Source organism: Streptomyces sp. NPDC003247 (assembly GCF_042888135.1).
In the GTDB taxonomy this organism is placed as follows: Bacteria; Actinomycetota; Actinomycetes; order Streptomycetales; family Streptomycetaceae; genus Streptomyces.
In genome coordinates, this window is sequence record NZ_JBIAPF010000006.1 from 280,443 (window position 1) to 301,620 (window position 21,178).

Below are 21,178 nucleotides of genomic sequence, written 5' to 3' on the forward strand. Positions count from 1 at the left end.
CCGCAGCGCTCCGGCTCCGGCGTCCGCCACCCGGCCGGGCCGGCACCGTACACGACGAGGAACCGGAGGCATGACACCCCCCACGACCGGAGGGACGTTCCGCAGGTCCTGCTGCAGATGAGGAGGAGGCCGTCGTGCCCGTCATATCGACTCCCCATGCCTTCAACGAACCACAACTCTACGTCGACCTTCAGTCCATCTTCGGGCGCTCCCTGTTCCTGAAGTGCGAGGGCTTCAACTTCGCCGGCTCGATCAAGCTCAAGGCCGCGACCGAGATGGTCGAGACCGCCGAGCGGGAGGGCCTCATCAAACCGGAGTCGATCCTGGTCGAGTCCTCGTCCGGCAACCTCGGCGTGGCCCTGAGCATGATCGCCGCGAGCAAGGGCTACCAGTTCCTGTGCGTGACGGACTCCCGGTGCAACCTGTCGACCAGACTCCTGATGGAGGCCCTGGGCAGCCGGGTGCACACCATCACCGACCTGGACGCCAACGGCGGCTTCCTGGGCGCGCGGATCGACTACGTCCAGGCGCTGTCCGATTCCGACGACCGGTACGTGTGGCTGAGCCAGTACACCAACCCGAGCAACTGGAAGGCCCACTACCACAGGACGGGGCCGGAGATCGCGCAGTCCTTCCCTCGCCTGGACGTCCTGTTCGTCGGCGTCGGCACCACCGGAACCCTGATGGGCTGCGCGCGCTACTTCCGCGAGTGGCACCGTCCGGTGCGGATCGTCGCGGTGGACGCCACAGGCTCGGTGATCTTCGGTGGTGCGCCGGGCCGCCGTATGATCCCCGGCCTGGGGATGAGCATGCGTCCGCCGCTGCTCGACGAGTCCTACGTGGACGAGGTGGTGCACGTCGAGGAGACGGACACCATCCGTGCCTGCCATCGTCTGGCCAGGAACGGATTCCTGTTCGGCGGCTCCACCGGTACGGTCGTCAGCGGCGCGATGCGCTGGCTGGCCGACCACGACGCGAACGACCTCACGGCGGTGGCCATCGCCCCGGACCTCGGCGAGCGCTACCTCGACACCATCTACCAGTCCAACTGGCTCCAGCATCTCTACGGCGAGGACGTGCTCACCGAGGACGGGACGGACGACGGGTCCTGGGCGGCCGGCCCGGTGGTGCCCACGCGTCAGGCGAGCCGCTCACCGCGTCAGCCGCAGAGCGGCGACGGCGGCGAACAGGACCGTGAGGCGTAGGCACGTCACATCACCCGCCCGCCCGCGCCGACGGCGTTGTAGGCGGACAGCCAGCCGATACCGAGGTGGTCGCCCCGGGTGAACACCGCTCCCCCGCGGTGGTGTCCCGAGGTGTCCGGGCCGGAGCCGGAAAGGGGGTACGGAAGGTCGGCGGCGGTGCCGTCGCCGGTGAGGCGTACCACCGCGGTGCCGGTCCACAGGTGGACCGTGGTCCCGCGGGGTGCGCGGATGCGGACGCCGTCGGGGCGGTGGTCGAGTTCGACGCCGGTGGTGCGGGTGGCGAGCAGCGCGCGGTAGTCGTCGGCAGGGAGACGGCACGTGCCGGGGGGTGTGCTGCCGGGCCAGTCGGGGGCGTCGATGCCCCGTTGCCGGGCGGCGCGCCACATGGTGGGGACGAGGTGCTGGGCGTGGGCGGGGGTGGCCATGCGTTCGTACATCCACAGCAGGCGGCCGGATCCCCGGCGGGGGCCCAGGGTGCGCCGGCGGATGCGCTGGGCGAGGTCCGCCGCGACGACGGCCACCCAGGGGTGCACGGTGCCGAGGTGGCCCTGGGCGGCGAGCCAGGCGAGGTAGCGGCGGGCTTCGTCGAGGATCTGGGCCATGGAGTCGACGGGAATGCCCAGGACGTAACTGCCGCGGGTGCGGAAGGCTTCGGGGCTGTTGGCCACCAGGAGCAGGACGGCACGGGCGGGATCACCGGCCGCGGGCTTGTCCTGGTCGTCCTCCGGGGTGGGCGGGACGTCGGCCGCGTCGGTGTGTCCGCCGGTGCGCAGGACCTGGTGGAGGGCTGCTTTGGCACGTTCGGTGAACGGGGCCTGTTCGAGGACGGGCAGGCGGGTGCTGAGGAGGGTGATGAGCAGGTTCTCGGCGTCGTCGGGGTCGCCGGGGACGGGGAGGAGGTGCAGGGCGTCGGTGAGGGTGGTGGCGGTGTCGGCCTCGACCATGAAGCGGCTGGTGAGTTTGCCGGCCTCGGTGATGGTCAGCCGGTCGTTGCCGTCGGGGGCGGGGGTGCGGTGGAGGTATCCGGCGTCGTGGAGGAAGTCGAGGGCGTCGTGGAGGGGGTCGAGGTGGTGGTGTCCCTGGTGGTGGGCGAAGGTCTTGGTCCACCACCTCTCGGCCTGGTCCAGGTCGGCCAGCCGTCCCTGGACGGCCTCGCCGAGGACGTGGTCGGGCAGGTGATCGCGGATGCGTGAGGTGACGGTGTATCCGGCGGCGAGGCGGGCCTGCCATTCGGCCCGCCGGCCGGGGCCGGACTGCGGCCAGGGCTTGCTCGGACGGCCGCCATCCGGGGTCGGTCACCTTGCACCACAGCAGGGCACGTCTCTCGGTCTCCGCGGGCAGGGGTAGATCCGGCGGCCAGACGGGCGCCGCGGGCCGACCGGTGGGAGGTGTGCCGGGCGGGACGGGTCGGGCCGCGGTCGCCGTCGCACCGGGGACGGCCGGGGTGGCGGTGGCGGCCTCGGTGGCGGGGGCGTCGCCGGGGCGGTCGCGGCGGCGCGGGCCCCGGGCAGGGCCGTCAGCTTGTCGTAGGTCTTCACGCCCAGGTCGGCGAGGGTGTACGCGTGCGGGCAGGCCGGGCAGACCACGGCGACGTAGCGATACTGACGGCCCGCCGACTCGTACGGGCGGCGCAGCGAGTGCAGCGGTGCCTCGCAGGCGGGGCACGGGCGGAGCACCTGCTCCTGGTAGGACCAGCCCGGTTCCCGGAAGCGGGCCAGGACGTCCGTCTCGTCGAGGACGGTCCCCCAGCGTTGCCGGACGAGTTCCGCGACGGTGACCTGGGCCGTCTGATCCTTGGACTCACGCACGCCCCCACCCTGCCAGCCCACCCCGACCGCCGTCACGGTGACCCCGGATCACCGCGTGGGGTCGCCGCCACCTGTGGTGCGCCCGGCGGCCGGGGTGGGTCAGTGGTCGCGCAGCAGGGTGCCCGCCCCCTCGACCTTGTCGTCGATGCCGTTGTCCCGCAGTGCCATCCACCAGGTGGCCGCGTTGATGGCGATGACGGGCAGGCCGAGCCGGCGTTCGGCGCGGTCGGCGAGGCCGACCATCGACAGGTTGGTGCCGCACTGCACCAGGGCGTCGACGTCGGGCAGGGCCGCGAGGCCGGTGAGCGCCCGGTCCAGTTCGGCCTCGGTGACGTGTGCGATGGACACGGCGGTGGGGCAGCGCAGTCCGGTGATGCCGGCCACCTCGAAGCCGATTTCGGTGAAGAAGCGCCGTACGTTGGCGTCGCCGACGGGCTGGTACGGCGTCACGATGCCGATCCGCCGGGCCCCGAAGAGGCGCAGGGCGCGCTCGCAGGCCTCGGCTCCGGTGGCGACCTGGAGGCCGGTGAGGTCGTGGATCTGCCGCACAAACGCGCGGTTGCCCTCGATGCCGCCCCAGAAGGTCTCGGCGGACATGCCCATCACCATGTAGTCGGGTTCGCAGGTGAGGACGCGTTCGCAGGCGGCGCCGATCTCGTCGCGGATCTGCTCCAGCAGCCGCGTCATCCCCGCGTCGCCCGCCATGTTCTGGTCGCGGATGTGGATGCGGGAGAAGTGGGCGGTCACGCCCGGGACGGTCATGCCGTAGAAGTCGGGTTCCACGATGGTGTTGGTGCTCGGCGCGATCACGCCGAACTTGCGGCGCCAGCCCAGGGCGTGGGTCATGGGGTCACCGTCCGGTCGTCGTCGGTGGGCGTGGCCGGCCCGGGCGGGCCGGGCGGGTGAGGAGGAGTGGGGGCGGCGGCCGGGCCCGGCAGGGCGGCGGCGAGCCGCCGGGCCGCGACCACCACGGCGGCCTGGGTGAGGGTGTTGCAGGACTGCTCCACCCACTGGAGGGCGACGCTCTGGTCGGGCCGGGCCGCGAGCGGTCCGAGGACGTACATGCCCAGGAGCCAGACGCCGGCCGCCCCGGCGGCCCAGGTGTCGCCGGCCCCGCGGGCGAGGAGGATCAGCCGTACGGCGCAGACGGTGACGGCGGCGACGGTCAGCACCAGGGCGGGGGCCGTGGAGCGCAGGGCCAGGCAGACGGTGGCGGTGGCCGGCCAGAGCACGGCGAACGTCCGCTCCAGCCGGCGGATCTCCCCGGGGGCGGGGGCGGGTGCGGGGCTCTGCGGGGCGGGCGGCGGCAGCCGCAGCAGGGCGAGGGCCAGCAGCAGGAAACCCGCCGACAGCAGGGGGAACAGGGCCGTGTTGAGGGGTTGGAGGTCGGGGCCGTCGAGGGCCACGACCAGCTTCCACACCGCCTTGGACAGGCCGCCCGCCGCGATGAGCAGCGCGCCGCCGGCGGCCGTCAGACGGCCGCGCCGTCCGGTGGCCGCGGCCGGGGTGATCAGGCGGACCGCGGCGGCCGTGGTCAGGACGACGGGTACGAAGTCCTCGACGGCGAGGGAGAGCGGGTAGTCGGCGGGGTGGCTCATCGGTCCGCCTCCTCGGCGTGGCGGGGGCGGGCCGGGTCGTCGGTGCCGGCGCGGGGACGGTCGGCGGCGGGCAGGTCGGGCATGACGTGGCGGTGCCGGAAGGCGGCCGTGGCGAAGCGGGCGGCGGCCTTGCGGCGGGTGAGCCAGGCGACGCGGCCGCCGTTGCGGGTGCGGCCCGACAGGACCTGGTCGGCGAGCCAGGGCGTCACGGTCTCGACCCGGTCCGCGAGGATGTCGAGGACCTTGCGGACCCGCGCGTACTCCTCGGGGGTGTAGCCGTGGGTGAGGACGTCGGTGACCACCATGCCCGGTGACAGCGCCATGGCGCGGACGTCGTGCGGTCGCCGACCCGCCCGGTGGCGGAGGTCGGTCGCGAGCGCCTGCGTCAGGTAGGCGACGGCCCGTTTGGTGGCGCCGTAGGCGCCGAGACCGGGCAGCAGGCGGCCGTCGGAGCCGAAGCCCTCCATGTTCCAGACGCTGCCGCGTCCCAGGGCGAGGAAGCCGGCCGTGGCGACGGCCGAGCCGTGCGCGACGCCCAGCAGGTTGGCTTCGGTGACCGCGCGGGTCTCGGCGGCGGACAGCTCCCACAGGGGGCGGCGGGCGGTCGCCGCGCCGGCGTTGTTGATCCACACGTCGACGGTGCCGAAGGCGTCGTGCGCCGCGTCCCAGAGCGCGGCGAGCCGGTCGCGGTCGGTGACGTCGGCCGGGAGGCCGAGCACCCGGCCGGGCGGCGCGCCGAGCGCGGCGACCGCCGCCTCGACCGTGTCCGGGACACGGCCGCACAGGGCGACCCGGCAGCCCCGGTCGAGGAAGGCGCGGACCAGGCCGTACCCGATGCCACGGGTACCTCCGGTGACGACCACGACGGGGCCGGGGGGACCCGGGGCGGGTGTGACAGGGCTGGCGGGGCCTGGGGCGGGCGTGGAGAGCCTGGCGGGTGTGACGGGGCCGGCGGGGGCCGAAGCGGGCGTACCAGGCCCGGCGGGGCCTGGGGCTGGCGTGGCCGGGCCGGCGGGACCCGCGGCGGGTGTAGCAGGCCCGGCAGGGCCCGCGGCGGGCGTGACAGGGCCGGCGGGACCCGCGGCGGGCGTGACAGGGCCAGCGGGGGCCGGGGCGGGCGTGGCCGGGGCGGCGGGGCCTGGGGCGGGCGTAGCAGGGCCGGCGGGGACCGGGGCGGGCGTGATAGGGCCGGCGGGACCCGCGGCGGGCGTGGTCGGGGCGGCGGGGGACGGGGCGGTCATGTCGTGGTCCAGTCGAGGACGCCGTGGAGGACGGTGGACAGGGTCTGTCCGGTGAACAGTTCGTAGGTGACGGCGAGCCGGCCGCCCGCGCCCATTCCGGGCGTCGCGTCGAGCGCGAACTCGCGCCCCACCACCCGGACGTCGTCGCCGGCGAAGTGCCACACCGGGTAGTTCGCGCGGCCGAACGCCTGCGCGCTGCCCCAGGCGCCGGGACCCTCCCAGAACTCGCGGGTGCCGTCGCGTCGGCGCACCACGGTGGTGTCCCGGTCCAGGCCGCCGCCGCTCCACCGGACGCGGTGCTCGGTGCGCAGCAGGTCCAGCGGGGTGAGGCGGTCCTCGACGCGGACCGTGCCGAGCGGCTTCTGGTCGGCACCCCACAGCTCGCACTCCCCCGTGAAGATGCCCGCCTCCTTGGTGGGCAGGATCCACGGGACGGGCCCGCAGCGGGTCTCCGCGGCCAGATGGGCGGCGATCTCCTGACGGGTGGCGGGGTCGGTGTCGTGGTCGGTGGTGCGCCAGTAGACGCCGTTGAAGCAGCCGACCACGGTCCAGCCCTGGTAGAGCATCGAGGAGTAGACCTGGGTGTCGCCGTCGGACAGGACGTGGTTCCAGGTGTTGAGTCCGACCTGCCAGCCGGGGCCGTAGTAGCGGGCGTCCACGAAGGAGCCGTAGGGCTGGCCGCTGCCGTGGAAGTCGGGGCCGCGGTAGAGGCGGCTGTCGTCGCCGTCGGTGACGCCGAAGGCGAACGGGGCGGCCAGCCGGAACCGGCCGGCCAGCGGGCCGCCGCCCTCCAGGCCGCCGTCCATGCGGTAGACGGTGGCGCCGTCGGCGTACTCGGAGGAGCGGCGGATGTCCTCGAAGCCCTGCCAGGTGCCGGCGGCGTCGAACAGGGAGGGGCGGCCGTGCCACTCGCCGGTGATGCGCCGCTGCCAGTCGCTGGGGCCCCCGGCGGGGGCGGGGGTGTCGCTCATGGGGCGTCCTCCGGGGGGACGGGGCTGCCGGTGATGAGCAGGGCGCGCAGCGCGTCGGTGGTCCGCGCGCCGAGGAGCCGGTCCACCTGGGCCCACACGGGGTCGATCTCGCGGCTGAACAGCAGGGCGCGCACCCGGCGGTCGCGGTCGGCGAGGTCGGTGGCCTTGACCTCCTCGGCCGCCTCGGCGGGGAAGTCGGCGGCGAGGGCCAGCCAGTGGTCGAGGTAGGCCGTGGCCACGGGGCCGATCGCGGTGAGCGCGGCCTCGTCGGCCCGGTGGACGAGCATCCACGGCGACATCAGGGAGCGCTGGCGCGGGCCGATGTGCGCGGGGCTGAGGCCGGGCAGCGCCTCGGCGTGGGCGTGGTGCCCGGTGAGCGGCCCGTAGACCCGGTCGGTGTAGGCGGGGTGCGGGGCGAGGTCGGCGCGCTGCACCAGGTCGAGGTGGAAGGCGTAGGCGTCGCCGGTGCGGACGGCGTCCAGGGTGAAGTGCGGCAGCGGGCCGTCGGCGGCGCCGAAGGCGAACACCATGTGGCTGTCCAGGCCGACGGGGGGTACGACCAGGGAGATCCGGACGACGGAGGCGACGGGTCCGGCACCGTGGAAGCAGCGTACGGAGCCGACCGGGCCGGGGAAGGCGGCGCCGGTCAACTCGGCCCAGGGGGTGGGGACCTCGTGCACGCCGGTGGCGGCGAGCAGGCGGTCCAGCACGGCGTCGGACAGGGCCGCGGGAGGGCTGGGCGGGGCGGGGGTGTCGGTCATGTCGGTCACTCGCTCTCCGGTTGCCCGGCGCCGTGTTCGGCGCCCTCGACGGTCGGATGGAAGCCGTGTGCCTTCTGTTCCCAGGCGCGCGCGAACTCGGGCAGGGCGCGGCGGCCCGGGGAGGGGATCACGGTCGAGGTGCGTTCGGGCACGTCGCCGGTGATGCGGTCGGCGGGGCCCACCGTCCAGCCCTTGGCGGCGAGTTCCTGCCGTTTGCGCCGGTAGGCCACGGAGATCAGGTCGGAGCGCAGGTGGAGTTCGGCGCCCAGGTCGGCCGGGAGGAGTTCGGGGCGGGTGCCGTCGACCACGGGGGCGTCCTGGCCGAAGATGCGGTGGACGCGCTTGCGGGCGTTGGCGTCGGCCCAGGAGCCGGTGAAGAAGTCGCGCAGGGCGACCCACTTGACCAGGGTGGTGGTCTCGTCGAGGGGGATGTTCGTGTCGTAGACGATCATGTTGCCGAAGGGCAGGCGCACATGCAGCTTGATCATGTTGGGGAGCATCCAGCCCGCCGTGGTGACCACGGGGGGCCGTTCCTTGCCCTGGGAGACGCGGTCGGCGTAGAGCCGGGCCCACAGGCCCCGGGCGGCCGGCGGGTGCAGGGCGACGGTGGCGAACGCCGACCACTCGTCGGGCTGGTCGAGGACGTACTCCTCGACCTCGGGGCGGTCGGGGTTGCCGAAGGCGCCCGCGTGCACGAAGGGGGTGTGGGCGATGTCGCAGCCGTTCTCCAGGATGCGCTCGTAGTTGGAGTGCCACAGGTACTCGCCGGTGACCGTGCGGAACCGGCCGCCGTCGGCGATCAGTTCGTCGAACTCGGGCCAGACGGGGATCGGCGGGCGCTCCTGCTCGGGCAGGTCGCCGAGGAAGACCCAGACGAAGCCGTAGCGTTCCCGTACCGGGTAGGAGTCGACGCGGGCCTTCCTGGGGATGCCGCGGCCGGGGAGGTTGGCGGGGATGGTGGTGCAGGCGCCCTCGGGGTCGAAGCGCCAGCCGTGGTAGGGGCAGACGACGCAGTCGCCGGAGAGGGTGCCCATCGACAGGGCGGCGCCCCGGTGGGCGCACAGGTCGGACAGGGCGACGGGGGTGCCGTCCTGGGTGCGGTACAGCACCAGGCTCTGCCCCAGACAGACCACCTTGACGGGCTCGCGCCCGACGCGGTCGGCGAACTCGACCGCGTACCAGAAGTTCTTGAGCATGGCGGGGAGGCGCTCCTCGGGTCGTTCGGGGGTGGGTCTCAGCGGCGGCGCACGTCCAGGAGTCCGGGGTGCGGGGCGCCGAGCAGGTCGTCCAGGCGCCGGCCGGCGGACGCGTCGGCGCGCAGCCGGGACCGGCAGAAGTCGGTGACCAGGCGCCCGAGGAGGGCTCGGGGGGCGGTCGGGTCACCGGCGGCGGTCTCCAGGAAGCCGCGGGAGGCGGTGGGGTCGTAGGGGTCGCAGGCGGTGAAGTGGCCGGCGCCGGCGAGCCGGGCCCAGGCGCTGGCGCCGTCCGCGCCCGGCACGGCCTCCTCGAAGGTGCGCAGCACCGGGTCCCAGGGGCCGCGGGCGGAGGTGTAGCGGTCGCTGCTGGCCGCGATCACACCGTCGTGCTCGCCGGACAGCAGCAGGACGGACGGGCCCGGGCCGACGGGCAGGACGGTTCCCTCGGGCCAGCCCAGCAGGCCGGCGACCAGGGTGTGGGCGGCGTAGGCGAACACCGCGCGGACGCCCGGGGTGAGGGCGGCGGACTGGAGGGCGACGGTGCCGCCCGCCGAGTGGCCGCCGAGGGCCACCCGGTCGAGGTCGAGCAGGCCGTCGAGCGGAGGCCGCCGGCCGAGGTCGCGCAGGGCGCCCAGCAGGGCGCCGATGAGCGGGCTGGTCGGCCGGGTGCCCCAGCCGGCGGGCGAGGCGGCCTCCAGGTCGACGGCGGGGGTGAGTCCGTGGCTGCCCGCGAAGAGCTCCCCCACCAGGTCGGCGGTGACCGCGACCAGGCCGGCCCGGGCCAGTGCGACGGCGAGCCACCGGTAGGCGTCCTGGCCGACGTTGATGCCGGGCAGCAGCACGACCACCGGGTAGGGGGCGTCGGCCGGATCGGCGGGAATCTCCCCGGTCAGTCGTTCGGCGTCGGAGCCGGTGGGCCGGGCCGGGTGGAAGACGCGCAGGTGGGCGGTGTCGAAAGGTTCCTTCAGGCCGGGCACGCGGCACGCCCACCACAGGGCGCGCACGGGGACGGCCGGGTCCCCGTCCGGATGGGTCGGGTGAGCCGGGTGGGCCGGGCGGTGGGCCGGGTGGTCCGGGTGGTCCGGGTGGTCCGGGTGGTCCGGGTGTGCGGTGCCGGTCATCTCGGCCTCGGCAGTGCGCGGTCGCCGCCCCACAGGCCCCGCACCAGCCGGTCGGTGGTCTCCTGCCCGAAGTAGCGCACGCCCATCACGTTGGCCGGGTCGCGTTCGGCGATGTTGCGGCGGGTGGCCAGGTCGGCGGCGGCGAGGGCGGGCCGCTCGTCCTCGGGGACGGTCTCGGCGGCGTCGACCCAGCCCAGCCAGCGGTCCACGTGGGCGTGGGTGAGGCGGCGGACGAGACCGATGTGCTCCTCGTCGCGCGGCAGGCTGTAGCAGTGGGCGGTCGGGGAGAGACTGGCGCGGATGAACCCGGCCCGGCTGGTGAACCACTCCAGCCGCGGGTGGCGCTCGCGGACCTCCAGCCACTCCGCGTCCAGCGGGGCGTAGTAGCGGTCGTAGTACGGGCCGTCGGCGAGCAGGTGGGCGCGGGGGACGGAGTCGAGGTAGAACCAGCCGCCGGGCCAGCACAGGAGGGCGACGGCGAGGTGGGGGACGCGGACCTGCGGTCCGAGCCACACGGTCAGGTGGAGGTTGGCGAACCCCCGGGTGGGGTTGCCCAGCCAGGAGTGGACCATCCAGTCGACCTCGGGCCCGCTGTAGGCGGCCAGGGAGCCGCCGGGGCTGTCGGGCGGGTTGCCGTAGTCGTCCAGGGCGAGCGTGGAGGGGTCGCGGGTCAGCCGGAAGCGGGCGTCGATCTTCTTCTTCAGTTCCGCCAGCAGTTCCTGCCACTGGTGGAAGGTCTCGGTGACGTCGGTGACGGGGGCCGCGTCCGTCATGTCCTGCACGGCCTTGAGGGTCTCGGCCATCACGCTCCTCGGGGGCGACTGTGGGCGGGAGGGGGTTCGATCAGGGCGTGCGGGGTGCGGGCGTGATCAGGGGGTGTGGGTCGTGGGTTCGGGGGTGTGGGTCGTGGGTTCGGGGGTGGGGCCGTGGGTTCGGGGGTGGGGCCGTGGGTTCGGGGGCGGTCAGGGCGCCGGACAGGCGCCAGGGACGGCCGTCCACGAGGTCGGTGCGGCGGGAGACCAGGCGGCGGGTGGCCTGTGCGGGGAAGACGGCGGCCAGGGTGAGGGGGCCGTCGGCGAGGGTGGTCGCGGGGTGGCTGATCCGGCCGGTGAAACCGCCCTCGCGGCTCTGCCAGAGGCCGAAGTCCGCGGGCAGGGCGTGGACGGCGCCCTCGCCGTGGCCGGCGGCCACCACGTTCATCCGGTTCTCCGCGGCGCGTTCGGGCAGGCCGAGGGTGCGTTCCCAGGGTTCGGCGCCGCTGTAGCAGACGGCGACGGTGTCGGCGCCCGCGAGCGCGGCGAGCCGGAACGTCTCCGGGTGGACGGCGTCGTCACCGACCACCAGGGCGACGCGGCCCCAGCGGGCGTCGTGGGTGGCGGGCGGGGCGGGCCGGTCGGCGGCCCAGCCGGAGTGCCGTGCGCTGGGGTGGAGTTGCGGCACGCGCAGGACCGGGCCGTCGGCGCCGAGCAGGAGACCGGTGTGGACTCCGGCGTCGGGCAGGGTGCAGGCGAGCAGGGCGTCGGTGCCGGCGAGCGCGTCGGCCAGCCGTCGCAGGGCGGTGGCCGCGAGGGCGGGGTCGGGGGCGCTGCCGACGGGCGCGGTTCCGCCGGGGCAGAGGAAGAGCTCGGGCAGGACCAGGAGCAGCGCGCCGGCCGCGGCCGCGCGGGAGGTGAGGGCGACGGCGTCGCCGAGCGCGCCCGGTCCGTCGCCGCTCGGGCGCAGCACCGCCGCGGTCACGGTGCCGGCGCGGGTGCCGGGGAACGGTGGCGCGGGGCGGGGCGCGCTCGCGATCGGCGTGTAGAGCCAGGGCCGTCGGGCGGCGAAGACGTCGGTGCCGTCGGGACGGCGTTTGTCGTCGGCGGCGGCCGGTTCGATGTCGGCGACCACCACCGCCTCGCCGGTGCGGGGGGCCTCGGCGGCCACGCTGCCGTCGGGGCGGACGATCTGGCTGCCGCCCGCCCCGTGCAGTGCCTCGGGCGGGACGCCGAGTCCGGAGGCGACGGCGGCGAGGTGGGCGTCGGGGATCAGCGGGCCGACCTTGTTGGCGGCAACCACCCACACCTTGTTCTCGGCGGCCCGGACCGGGATGTGCAGCGAGGCCTCGTCGAGGGCGAAGGAGTTGAGGCTGTTGAGCAGGACCTGGGCTCCGCGCAGCGCCAGGCCCCGGCAGACCTCGTTGATGACGCCCTCCATGCAGGAGTAGAGGCCGAGCCGGCCGAGGGGGGTGTCGAGGACGGGGCCGGTCTCGTCCGCGGGGTCGAGGTGGTCGTTCTCGCTGCCCATCAGGGTCTGTTTGTCGGCGCGGCCGAGCAGGGCGCCGTCCGGCCCGAACAGCAGGCTCGCCGCGGTGATGCGCATGCCGTCGGGGCGGCCGTTCGGCCCGGTGGCCGGGGTCGCCAGGGTGACGTGCGCCTTCACGTGCATACGGTGGCCGGCCGCCGCGTCCGCGACCGAGGTCAGGAACGGGTCGCCGGGCCGGCAGGCGGCGTCCAGCGCGTGGGCGCGGTCGCGGTACCAGGAGAGGTGGTTGCAGAACTCGGGGAGGACGACGAGGTCGGCGCCCCGGTCGGCGGCGGTGTCGACGGCGCGCAGCACGGCGGCGAGGTTGGCGGCGCGGTCCTCCCCCACGGCGAACTGGGCCGCGGCCATCCGTACGGAGCCGGCGACGAGGGCCATGGATCCTCCTGTGGTTCCCCTGGTTCCCCTAGCGGAACAGCGTTTCCTCAACATACACTCGCGGCCACCCCCGCGACAGAGGGGACGTCACGATCCGACACCGGAGGATCAGCCGTGCTCACCCATGTCGTCCTGATGCGGTTCACCGATCCGTCCGACGCCCCGGAGGCCCGGCGGCGGCTGGCCGAACTCGCCCCCCAGGTACCGGAGATCCGGTCCGTCGACCTCGGTCTGGACGTCGTGGGATCGCCCGTGTCGTACCACCTGTGCATGATCACGCGGCACGACGACGCGGCCGCGCTCGGCGCCTACCAGCGGCACCCGCTCCACCTCGCGCTCGCCTCCTGGCTGCGGCCCCGGCTGGCGGACCGGGCCGTGGTCGACCATCTCGACGAGGGCGACGGCTGATCCGGTCGCCGGGAGCGGGCGGGGTGGCGCGAACGGATCGCGGCACCCCGCCTTCGTCAGCCCCCGGAGCCGGACAGGGTGGTGACGGTGCCCGCCGCCAGCAGGGACCGGTAGTACGCGCCGCCCGGGTAGTAGGCCGCGGTCGTCGTGCCGGCGAAGGCGTCCGCGGCCCAGCCGACGGCCAGCGTCTGCAACGCCGTGACGTTCTGGGGCTGCGAGGTACCGCAGGCCAGCGAACCGGCGGCGTCGGTGGTGGCACCCTCGGCGTCCACGTGGGAGCCGGTGGTCAGCTCGACGCCGACGAAGGGCGAGTCCGCGTAGGCGTCGCGCAGCGCGGTGGTGCCACTGGCGCTGCTGTTGCAGAGGTACGGCGGTGAGGAGATCGTGCGCACCGGCAGCGGGGTGGCCGCGAGGGCGGTCAGCGAGGCCGTGGTGTTGTCGCCGATCGCCGAGGCGACCGGGTCGAGCAGCACGAGCCCCTTGAGCCGGGCGAAGGCGGCGGGCGCGGCGCTGTGGAGCCGCTGGGCCACGTAGGCGACGGCCTCGCCGCCCGCGGAGTGGCCGGAGAACAGCAGGGACGAGGGCAGCGCGGATCCGCCGCGGCCGGCGAGTGCGGCGGCGCGCGCGTAGCTGCTCGCCAACTGCCCGGTGGAACCGGTGGAGTCGGCGAACCAGCCGGCCACGTTGTTCAGGAACGGCTTGTTGTTGCCGAGGTTCTGGAGCGTGCATCCGAAGAGGTCGGCGCTGGGCAGGGTGGGGACGAACACCAGGTAGCCGGCGGCGGCGTAGTGCTCGGCGAGATCGCCGAGGTGGGCCCCGGAGCGGGCGAACCCGTGCTGGAGCCAGACCAGCCCCTTGGGCGTGCCGGACGGGAAGTACCAGTCGGCGTCCGGGTGGTAGGTGAACGCGGCGCAGGAGACGTCGACGGTGGTCGACACCGCGGTGACGGATCCGGCCGCGTGGGCGGGCGACGGGGCGGCCACGGCCAGCAGGGCCGCCGCGACGGCGGCCGGGGCGAGCGTTCTCAGGCGGGGGAGCAGGCGCACGAGGGCCTCCGATCCAGGACGGCCGTTTCCTTTATGGAAACAGTGTTCCGCACTGACGTGAAGCAGATGACAGCGAAGTCCCCCCGCCGCTGTCAAGAGCCTGCACCCGCGGCGCACTCGGCGGTGACCCCGGTGCGCCGATTGTGACGTGCGGTAACCCAAATGTTTCGCGGCATCCGGCTCCGACCCCTGGCAGAGCGTCCCTCTGAGTGGAACTCTGTTTCCCACCAAGGAACGCCCATCCCTCCCCCTCTTCGTTCGGAGAGCCCGTGAGAAACCACCGAGGGCACCTGCTGATCCCCCTGCTGGCCCTGCTGGCCGCGCTGTTCGCCGTGCCCGCGTCGGCCGCGCCCGCGTCGGCCGCGTCCGCCGTCGCGTCCTACCGGACCGTCGTCGACGGCGACGACGCCGACGTGTACTACCCGACCGGCACCGCCACCGGCCTGCCCGTCGCGCTGCTCCTCCAGGGCGCGAAGGTCGGCCGCTCCCACTACGCCGACTACGCGTCGGCGATCGCGGCCCAGGGCTTCGTGGTCGTGGTGCCCGACCACTACCGGCTGATGCTCTTCGAGTACGAGCGCTACGCCGCCGTGGACCAGGTCACCGACACGGTCGCCTGGATGAAGGACGAGAAGTACGACGCCACGTCCCCGCTGTACAAACGCATCGACAGCGGCACACTGGCGCTGCTCGGGCACTCCTTCGGCGGTGCCGCCGGACTGTCGGCCGCCGAGGACGCGTGCAGCCTGGTCTTCTGCCCCGCGCTGAGCTTCGGCCTGCCCGGCCAGGTCAAGGCGGCGTCCTTCTACGGCACCAACAACGGCCTGCTGGGCCTGATCTTCGCCGACGTGGACAACCGGATCCCGGTACAGCTGGTGCAGGGTGCGGCGGACGGCATCGCCGCCCCCGCCGACGCGGAGAAGACCTACGCGCACCTGCTGAACACGCCGAAGCAGATCGTGCGGGTCGCCGGCGCCAACCATTACGGCATCACCGACGTCCAGAACCCCTCCCCCGCCGAGACCGAGACGTCCGCCCAGACGCTCACCCAGGCCGCGAGCATCGAGGTCGCCGCCCGCTGGGCGGGCCGTTTCCTGCTGGCGCAGCTCGGGGACGACGCCGCGGCCGACTACGTGTGGCGCACCGGCGACGCCTCCGACACCGGCGTGACGGTGACCGGCGCGCCCTGAACGGCTCCCCGCCGCTCACCGGCGCGCCGTGAACCGGCCCTTCCGGTGACCGGCCCTTCCGGTGACCGGCGCGCCATGGGCCGCCGCTTCCGGTGAACGGTGCCCTTCCGGTACCGGCGCGCCGTGGACCGCCGTCCCTCCGGTGCCGGGCGGGGTCAGCCCGGTACCGGGTAGGCGCCCGGCGCCATGCCGCCGCCCCCGGCGCGGAAGGCCGCCGGGGCGTGCACGACGCACGGCTGCACGTACTCCTCCAGCCCCTCAGGGCCGTACTCGCGGCCGTGCCCGCTGCGCTTGACGCCGCCGAAGGGCGCCCGCAGGGACATGCCGGTGCGGTTGTGGGTGTTGACGAAGCAGAATCCGGCGTCCAGCCGGCGGGCGAGCGCGAAGGCGCGGTCCTCGTCGGCGCTCCACACCGACGCGCCCAGGCCCAGCTCGCCGGCGTTCGCCCGGGCCACCACCTCGTCCTCACCGTCGTAGGCCAGTACCGGCAGCAGCGGCCCGAACTGCTCCTCGCGGACGACGGGCGCGTCCTCGGCGACTCCGGTCAGCAGCAGCGGCCGGACGAAGTGACCGGCCGCCAGGTCGGTGTCCGGGCACACCTCGCCCAGCGGCACCGCGCGGGCGCCGCGGCGCACCGCGTCCGCCGTGAGCGCGGCGAGCCGTTCGGCGGACCCGGCCGTGATCACCGGGCCGACGGTCACCCCGGGCCGCAGCGGATCGCCGAGGCGGACGACGCGGTCGGCGGCCGCGGTGAGCGCGGCCACGCAGCGGTCGTGGGCCGAGCGCGGCACGTAGAGGCGTTTCACCGCCATGCAGACCTGACCGGCGGTGGCCAGCGCGGCCGTCACCAGCCGGTCCATGGCCTCGTCGCCGAGATCGGCGTCGTCCAGCAGGACCGCCGGGTCGTTGCCGCCCAGTTCCATGGTCGTCGGGGTCAGTGCGGCCGCGGCGAGGGCGCCGACGGCGCGGGCGGCCCGCTCCCCGCCGGTGAAGGCGACCTTGTACACGCCCCGGTGTCCGACCAGCGCGGCGGCCGTCTCCTCGTGGCCGTGCAGGGTGTGCAGCAGGCCGGGCGGGAAGCAGGACGCCACGGCCCGCAGCAGGGCGTCGACGGCGAGCGGGGCGAGCGGGGAGGGCTTGACCAGCAGCGCGTTCCCGGCGACCAGGGCGGGGGCGAGTTTGAGGACGGTGAGGATCACCGGCGCGTTCCACGGGGTGAGCGCGGCCACCGGGCCGTACGGACGCCTGCGCACGGTGAGCCGCCCCCGCGCGTCGTCGGTGTGCCGGTCGGCGAGCAGCGGCGCGGCCGCGTCGGCGTACCAGCGCAGCACCACCGCGGAGAACGCGATCTCGCCCTCGCAGTCGGCGAGCGGCTTGCCCGACTCCCGGGCCAGCAGGACGGCGGCGGCCGGCGCCCGCTCCTCCAGGACCCGCGCGGCGTGGCGCAGGGCGGACGCGCGCCGTTCCACGGGCTCGGCGGCCCACGCCCGGGCGGCCGCGCCCGCCGCCGTCACCGCACGCCCGACCTCGTCCGGACCGGCGACCGGCACCGTGCCGACGAGGTCGGTCGAACGGGCCGGGTTGTGACGCCGTATCAGCTCTCGGTCGTCATGCTGTACCGGGTCCAGGTCCGGGTCGGCCACGGTCTCTCCTCGGGTCGGCCGGTCGGCCGGTCGGGAGACGGGCCGCAGCGAGGCGATCATCGAGCTGCGCAGCAGGGCGCGGCGCGCCCGTGCGGGATCGGCGGCCGTCGCGCGCAGGTCGGCGACGACCTCGGCGCGCAGGCGCGGGTCGCGGGCGCGCAGCCGCTCCCAGTTGCGGTGGGCCTGCGCCCCGACGTAGGTGAGGGCGCAGGCGCGCCGGTCGGCGGCGGCCCGGTCCAGGGCGGCCTCGGCCCCCGGTTCGCCGTGGACGACGGCGGCCAGGGCGGTACCGAGCAGGACGGCGTCGTGGATGCCGCTGTTCATGCCCATGCCGCCGAGCGGGTTGTTGACGTGGGCGGCGTCGCCGCACAACAGCACCCGGCCGTACCGGAAGGCGGCCGCCACCCGCTGGTGCACCCGGTACAGGCTCGCGTGCGCGACCCGCCACGGGGCGCTCGCGCCGGCGCCGGCGTCGGTGCGCAGGCGGGCCAGCCGGTCCGGCAGACGGGCGAGTTCGACGTCGTCCGGGACGCCCTCGGCGGTGGGCAGCAGCACCCTCCAGTGGTCGGGGGTGCGCAGCAGGACGAGCCACTCGTCGGGGTCGAGGACGTAGGCGATGGGCGCGAGGTCGGGGAGGTGGGCCGTCAGGTCCTCGTCGAGGGAGGCGACGAGGAAGCGTTCGGGGTACGTCATCCCCGCGAAGGCCACGCCCAGAGCCTGGCGTACGGCGGAGTGGGCGCCGTCGGCGGCCAGCAGGTGGCCGCCCCGCACGGTGCGGCCGTCCGCCAGTTCGGCGGTGACCCCGTGGCCGTCCTGGCGCACCCCGCGCACCCGCGCCCCGAACGCGACGCGGGTGTGCGGCAGCCCGGTCAGCGCCCGCAGCAGCAGAGGGGTCAGCTTGCTCTGCTCGCACTGCACGCGGTACGGGTACGGGGTGTCGGCCCGCAGCAGTGCCAGGTCGAGTTCGGCGACCGGGCCGGAGTGCCGGTCGCGGTACTGGAAGGTGCGGGCGACCAGGCCGCGGGCGAGCAGGCCGTCCACGACGCCGAGTTCGGCGAGCATCTCCAGGGTCGGCGGGTGGAAGGTCGACGCGCGTGACTCCGCGGCGAGGGAGGTCCCCGCCTCCAGGACGGTGACGGCGACGCCCGCGCGGGCCAGCACCAGCGCGGCGGTGAGTCCGACGGGTCCGGCGCCGGCCACCAGGACGGACGCCCCGGGCTCGGGCGCGGGGCCGGTGTCGGCGGTCACGGGGTGTCCCCCTCGGCCGGGGCCGGGAGGTGCAGGGCGAATCCGTTCTCCACGCCGGTGACGCGGGTGCCGGTGAAGTGCAGCAGGGTCTCGTCGGTGCCCTCGTCCACCAGGCCGGACGCTCCCCACGCGGGGCGCGGGGTGTCCTGGTGGAGGCTGAGCACGGAGGAGCCGTTGACCTTGACCTCGCCGGCCCGGACACGGGCGGCGACGGCCAGCGCTGCGTCCTCGTCCGTGCCCGTCACGTAGGCCTCCAGGCCGTATCCGGTGGCGTTGGCCAGGTGCACGGCCTCGTCGAGGTGCTCGTAGGGGTGCACGGTGGCGACCGGGCCGAAGATCTCGGCGCGGGCCCGCTCCTCGGGCGCGCCGGTGATCAGGGTCGGGGCCAGCCAGTTGCCGCGCTCGGGCAGCGGGGTGCGGGAGTGCTCCTTCGCCCCGAGTCCGGTCAGTGTCCGCGTCGCGGCCAGAGCGGCGCCGCGGTGGCGGGAGTGGGCGAGCGGTCCGTAGCCGGTCGCGGGGTCCAGGGGGTCCCCCGTGCGCAGCGCGGACAGCGACGCGCCGATGGCTTCGAGGAGTTCGCCCGTGCGTCCGGCCGGCACGACGAGCCGTCCGAGGGCGCGGCACCACTGGCCGTTGAGGGTGGTGAGCAGGTCCACCGCGATCCGCGCGGCGGTGTCGGTGTCCGCGTCCGCCATGACCACCAGGGCGTTGTTGCCGCCGAGTTCGAGCTGGGCCGGTTTGAGGGCGTGGCCGCAGGCGGCGGCGACCTCGCGGCCGGCCGGGGTGCCGCCGGTGAAGGAGACCGCCCGCACCCGGTCGTCGGCGACCAGGCGGGCGCCGGTCGCGCCGTCGCCGTGCAGGAGTTGCAGCACGGCCGGGGGCGCGCCCGCCTCGGCGAGCGCCGCCGCGGCGGTCTCGACGAGCAGCTGGGTGCCGTACGGGTTGAGTTCGGGTGCCTTGACCAGCACGGGACAGCCCGCGGCCAGGGCGGAGGCCGCCTTGTGGGCGGCCATCGGGGCGGGGGCGTTGTAGGGCACCACGCACAGGGCGGGCCCCAGTGCCTCGCGCCGGACGGTGACGCGGCGGCCGTCGGGCCGGACGGCGTCGGCGTGCAGCACGGACGCCCGCAGCCGTGCCGCGGCGAGCCGGAACGCGCCGCCGAGGATCACGCCCAGGAGGCCGGTCTGCGCGACGGGCACGCCGCTGCCGAAGGCCTCGGCGCGGGTGATGTCGTGCGCGCGCCGGTCGACGGCGGCGGCCGCCGCGTCGAGCAGGTCGGCGCGTTCGGCGTCGGGGCGGCCCGCCCAGTCGCCGCCGCGGTGGACGCGGTCGGCGGCGTCGAGGGCGGCCTCCAGACGGGCGTCGGTGCTGCCGCGCAGGGCGTCCAGTTCCTCGCCGGTGACGGGGATCTCGCGGGGCGGGCCCGGGATGGACGGGCAGGGTGCGCCGAGGCCGTCGACCAGGTCGGCCAGCGGGGCGGGCGTGAACGGGATGAACGGGCCAGGGGTGGGAGGGCCAGGGGTGGAAGGGCCAGGGGTGGAAGGGCCAGGGGTGGAAGGGCCAGGGGTGGAAGGGCCAGGGGTGGAAGGGCCAGGGGTGGGAGAGCCCGGGACGGAAGGGCCCAGAATGGAAGGGCCCGGGACGGAAGGGCCCGGGACGGAAGGGCCCGGGACGGAAGGGCCCGGGACGGAAGGGCCCGGGGCCGGCGAGGAGTCGCTCATCGGCCGCGCTCCACGGTGGCGAAGAGGGCGTTGGCCCGGTCGTCGGAGACCATCTTGGCCGCTTCGAGACGTCCGCGTTCTGCGGGGAAGGTCATCACCAGTCCCATGGCCAGGTCGCGCAGGGTGCGCCCGATGATCCCGTCGAGGGTGGCACCGGAGGTGCCGCAGGCCTTGAGCGCACCGAGCGCCACGTCGAAGCAGGCCTCGGTGACGGACCCCTTGCCCAGCCGCCACTGCCGGAAGACGTCGGGTTTGGGCCGCAGCGGGGGTTCGGAGGTCTCCAGCTCCAGCTGGCGGCGCAGCCACAGGTAGGCGGTCTCCAGGCGCTGGGTCATGTCGCCGATGAGGACCTGGTGCATGGGGCTGGTGGCGATGGGCCGCCCGGTGTCGGCGAAGGACTGGGTGGTGAGCCGGTCCAGGGTGTGGTCGTAGACGGCCTGGGCGGCGCCGGTGTACACGGCGGCGATGGCGAGCTGGTTGCCGACGAAGCTGCCGCGGCTCATCCGGAGCATGCGGGTGAAGGCGCCCGGCAGGGTCAGCGCGTCGTCGTCCGGCACGGTCACCCCGTCCAGCCGGATGCCGTGGTTGGCGCTGCCCCGCATGCCGATGCCGTTCCACGGTGCGCGGGAGGAGACGCCGGGCGCCTCGCGCTCCACGAGGAACAGGGCGAGTCCGTCAGCGCCGTCGACGCCGTCCAGGCGGGCGGTCACGAGGTAGAGGTCGGCGACCCCGGTCGCGCAGCCGAAGGACTTCTCCCCGTAGAGCCGCCAGCCGTGCGCGGTGCGCCGGGCGGTGGTGGCGATGGCGATGTTGGCCTCGGAGCTCTTGACGGACTCGCTGGCGAAGTTGCCCAGCCAGGAGCCGCCCGCCATCACCTTCAGCACGCGCTCGGCGAACGCCGTGACCTCGGGGACCTCGGCGTCGTCGAACAGGCCCGCGCGGACGGCCTCCAGGGGGAGGAGCCCGCGGGAGGCACTCGTGTTGTGGAAGAAGTAGGCGAGCGCGGTGGAGGGGCAGGCGGTGCCCATGGCGTAGGTGGCGGCCGCCAGGTCGCGCAGGGTGCCGCCGAGTCCGCCGTACTCCTCGGGGACGACCAGGCCGAGCAGTCCGTTCTCGCGCAGCAGGGCCACGTGGCCGCGGGGGAACTCCCCGGCGGCGTCGGCCCGGGCGGCGGCCTCGCGCAGGGCCGGCAGGACGGACTCGACACGTCGGGCACGGTCCAGCTCGGCCGGGGTCATGCCATCGATGAGACGCTCGCCGGTCAGGCGCTGTGCGGTCATGCGTCGACTCCTTGGTGCGGACGGCGGGAGGGGGTTGGCGGGTGCGGACGACCGGCCGGCCCGGC

General features: G+C 75.1%; 19 protein-coding genes. 4 read left to right on the forward strand and 15 right to left on the reverse strand.

The features are described from left to right. The first annotated feature begins 134 nt into the window (after positions 1 to 134). Positions 135 to 1,205 (forward strand): 2,3-diaminopropionate biosynthesis protein SbnA, encoded by a 1,071-nt coding sequence (sbnA, locus tag ACFYWQ_RS22170; RefSeq protein WP_389518580.1) that lies wholly within the window; start codon positions 135 to 137, stop codon positions 1,203 to 1,205. 5 nt (positions 1,206 to 1,210) lie between these two features. Here the strand turns inward: sbnA and ACFYWQ_RS22175 are convergent, their stop codons facing one another. Beyond that, complete coding sequence (locus tag ACFYWQ_RS22175) at positions 1,211 to 2,149, reverse strand: hypothetical protein (protein WP_389518581.1); 939 nt, start codon at positions 2,147 to 2,149, stop codon at positions 1,211 to 1,213. A gap of 87 nt (positions 2,150 to 2,236) precedes the next feature. Between ACFYWQ_RS22175 and ACFYWQ_RS22180 the strand changes: the two genes are divergently transcribed. After that, a complete protein-coding gene (locus ACFYWQ_RS22180; protein ID WP_389518582.1) occupies positions 2,237 to 2,398 on the forward strand; it encodes a hypothetical protein in 162 nt (53 codons plus the stop codon). A 102-nt stretch (positions 2,399 to 2,500) separates the two neighbouring features. Here ACFYWQ_RS22180 and ACFYWQ_RS22185 read toward each other — a convergent pair whose 3' ends face one another. From ACFYWQ_RS22185 to ACFYWQ_RS22230, 10 genes are all read right to left on the reverse strand, one after another. Beyond that, positions 2,501 to 3,013: a hypothetical protein gene (locus ACFYWQ_RS22185; RefSeq protein WP_389518583.1), complete on the reverse strand. Its 513-nt coding sequence runs from the start codon at positions 3,011 to 3,013 to the stop codon at positions 2,501 to 2,503. Between the two features lie 99 nt (positions 3,014 to 3,112). Next, positions 3,113 to 3,859: an arylmalonate decarboxylase gene (locus ACFYWQ_RS22190; protein ID WP_389518584.1), complete on the reverse strand. Its 747-nt coding sequence runs from the start codon at positions 3,857 to 3,859 to the stop codon at positions 3,113 to 3,115. Then, complete coding sequence (locus ACFYWQ_RS22195) at positions 3,856 to 4,611, reverse strand: hypothetical protein (RefSeq protein WP_389518585.1); 756 nt, start codon at positions 4,609 to 4,611, stop codon at positions 3,856 to 3,858. The genes ACFYWQ_RS22190 and ACFYWQ_RS22195 overlap by 4 nt, the downstream gene beginning before the upstream one ends. Further along, the gene (locus ACFYWQ_RS22200) at positions 4,608 to 5,474 is read right to left on the reverse strand and encodes an SDR family NAD(P)-dependent oxidoreductase (RefSeq protein WP_389518586.1); all 867 of its coding nucleotides are present in this window, start codon (positions 5,472 to 5,474) and stop codon (positions 4,608 to 4,610) included. The genes ACFYWQ_RS22195 and ACFYWQ_RS22200 overlap by 4 nt, the downstream gene beginning before the upstream one ends. Before the next feature lie 374 nt (positions 5,475 to 5,848). Next, the gene (locus tag ACFYWQ_RS22205) at positions 5,849 to 6,823 is read right to left on the reverse strand and encodes a hypothetical protein (protein WP_389518587.1); all 975 of its coding nucleotides are present in this window, start codon (positions 6,821 to 6,823) and stop codon (positions 5,849 to 5,851) included. Continuing rightward, positions 6,820 to 7,584, reverse strand: a complete 765-nt coding sequence (locus ACFYWQ_RS22210) for a hypothetical protein (protein WP_389518588.1) — start codon at positions 7,582 to 7,584, stop codon at positions 6,820 to 6,822. The genes ACFYWQ_RS22205 and ACFYWQ_RS22210 overlap by 4 nt, the downstream gene beginning before the upstream one ends. 5 nt (positions 7,585 to 7,589) lie before the next feature. After that, positions 7,590 to 8,780 (reverse strand): Rieske 2Fe-2S domain-containing protein, encoded by a 1,191-nt coding sequence (locus ACFYWQ_RS22215; protein WP_389518589.1) that lies wholly within the window; start codon positions 8,778 to 8,780, stop codon positions 7,590 to 7,592. A gap of 38 nt (positions 8,781 to 8,818) precedes the next feature. Then, positions 8,819 to 9,901 (reverse strand): hypothetical protein, encoded by a 1,083-nt coding sequence (locus ACFYWQ_RS22220; protein ID WP_389518590.1) that lies wholly within the window; start codon positions 9,899 to 9,901, stop codon positions 8,819 to 8,821. Then, complete coding sequence (locus ACFYWQ_RS22225; protein ID WP_389518591.1) at positions 9,898 to 10,704, reverse strand: hypothetical protein; 807 nt, start codon at positions 10,702 to 10,704, stop codon at positions 9,898 to 9,900. The genes ACFYWQ_RS22220 and ACFYWQ_RS22225 overlap by 4 nt, the downstream gene beginning before the upstream one ends. 40 nt (positions 10,705 to 10,744) lie before the next feature. Then, a complete protein-coding gene (locus ACFYWQ_RS22230; RefSeq protein ID WP_389518592.1) occupies positions 10,745 to 12,577 on the reverse strand; it encodes a nitrilase-related carbon-nitrogen hydrolase in 1,833 nt (610 codons plus the stop codon). 114 nt (positions 12,578 to 12,691) lie between these two features. Between ACFYWQ_RS22230 and ACFYWQ_RS22235 the strand changes: the two genes are divergently transcribed. After that, a complete protein-coding gene (locus ACFYWQ_RS22235) occupies positions 12,692 to 12,985 on the forward strand; it encodes a Dabb family protein (RefSeq protein WP_385065644.1) in 294 nt (97 codons plus the stop codon). Positions 12,986 to 13,041: 56 nt separating this feature from the next. On the opposite strand, the gene ACFYWQ_RS22240 is transcribed toward ACFYWQ_RS22235, so the two are convergent. Continuing rightward, on the reverse strand, positions 13,042 to 14,031 hold the full coding sequence (locus ACFYWQ_RS22240; protein WP_389518593.1) for a hypothetical protein: 990 nt from the start codon (positions 14,029 to 14,031) through the stop codon (positions 13,042 to 13,044). 269 nt (positions 14,032 to 14,300) lie between these two features. Between ACFYWQ_RS22240 and ACFYWQ_RS22245 the strand changes: the two genes are divergently transcribed. Further along, positions 14,301 to 15,221, forward strand: coding sequence for an alpha/beta hydrolase family protein (locus tag ACFYWQ_RS22245; RefSeq protein ID WP_389518594.1), 921 nt, complete (start codon positions 14,301 to 14,303; stop codon positions 15,219 to 15,221). A gap of 155 nt (positions 15,222 to 15,376) precedes the next feature. Here ACFYWQ_RS22245 and ACFYWQ_RS22250 read toward each other — a convergent pair whose 3' ends face one another. The 3 genes from ACFYWQ_RS22250 to ACFYWQ_RS22260 are packed head-to-tail and all read right to left on the reverse strand — an operon-like array spanning position 15,377 to position 21,113. Further along, positions 15,377 to 18,112 carry an aldehyde dehydrogenase family protein gene (locus tag ACFYWQ_RS22250; RefSeq protein WP_389518595.1) on the reverse strand — a complete coding sequence of 912 codons (2,736 nt, stop codon included), beginning with the start codon at positions 18,110 to 18,112 and terminating at the stop codon, positions 15,377 to 15,379. Then, positions 18,109 to 19,833 carry an aldehyde dehydrogenase family protein gene (locus ACFYWQ_RS22255; protein WP_389518596.1) on the reverse strand — a complete coding sequence of 575 codons (1,725 nt, stop codon included), beginning with the start codon at positions 19,831 to 19,833 and terminating at the stop codon, positions 18,109 to 18,111. Before ACFYWQ_RS22255 ends, ACFYWQ_RS22250 begins: the two co-directional genes overlap by 4 nt. Continuing rightward, entirely contained in the window at positions 19,830 to 21,113 is a 1,284-nt protein-coding gene (locus ACFYWQ_RS22260; RefSeq protein WP_389518597.1) for an acyl-CoA dehydrogenase family protein, read from the reverse strand. Before ACFYWQ_RS22260 ends, ACFYWQ_RS22255 begins: the two co-directional genes overlap by 4 nt. Positions 21,114 to 21,178 lie beyond the last annotated feature (65 nt).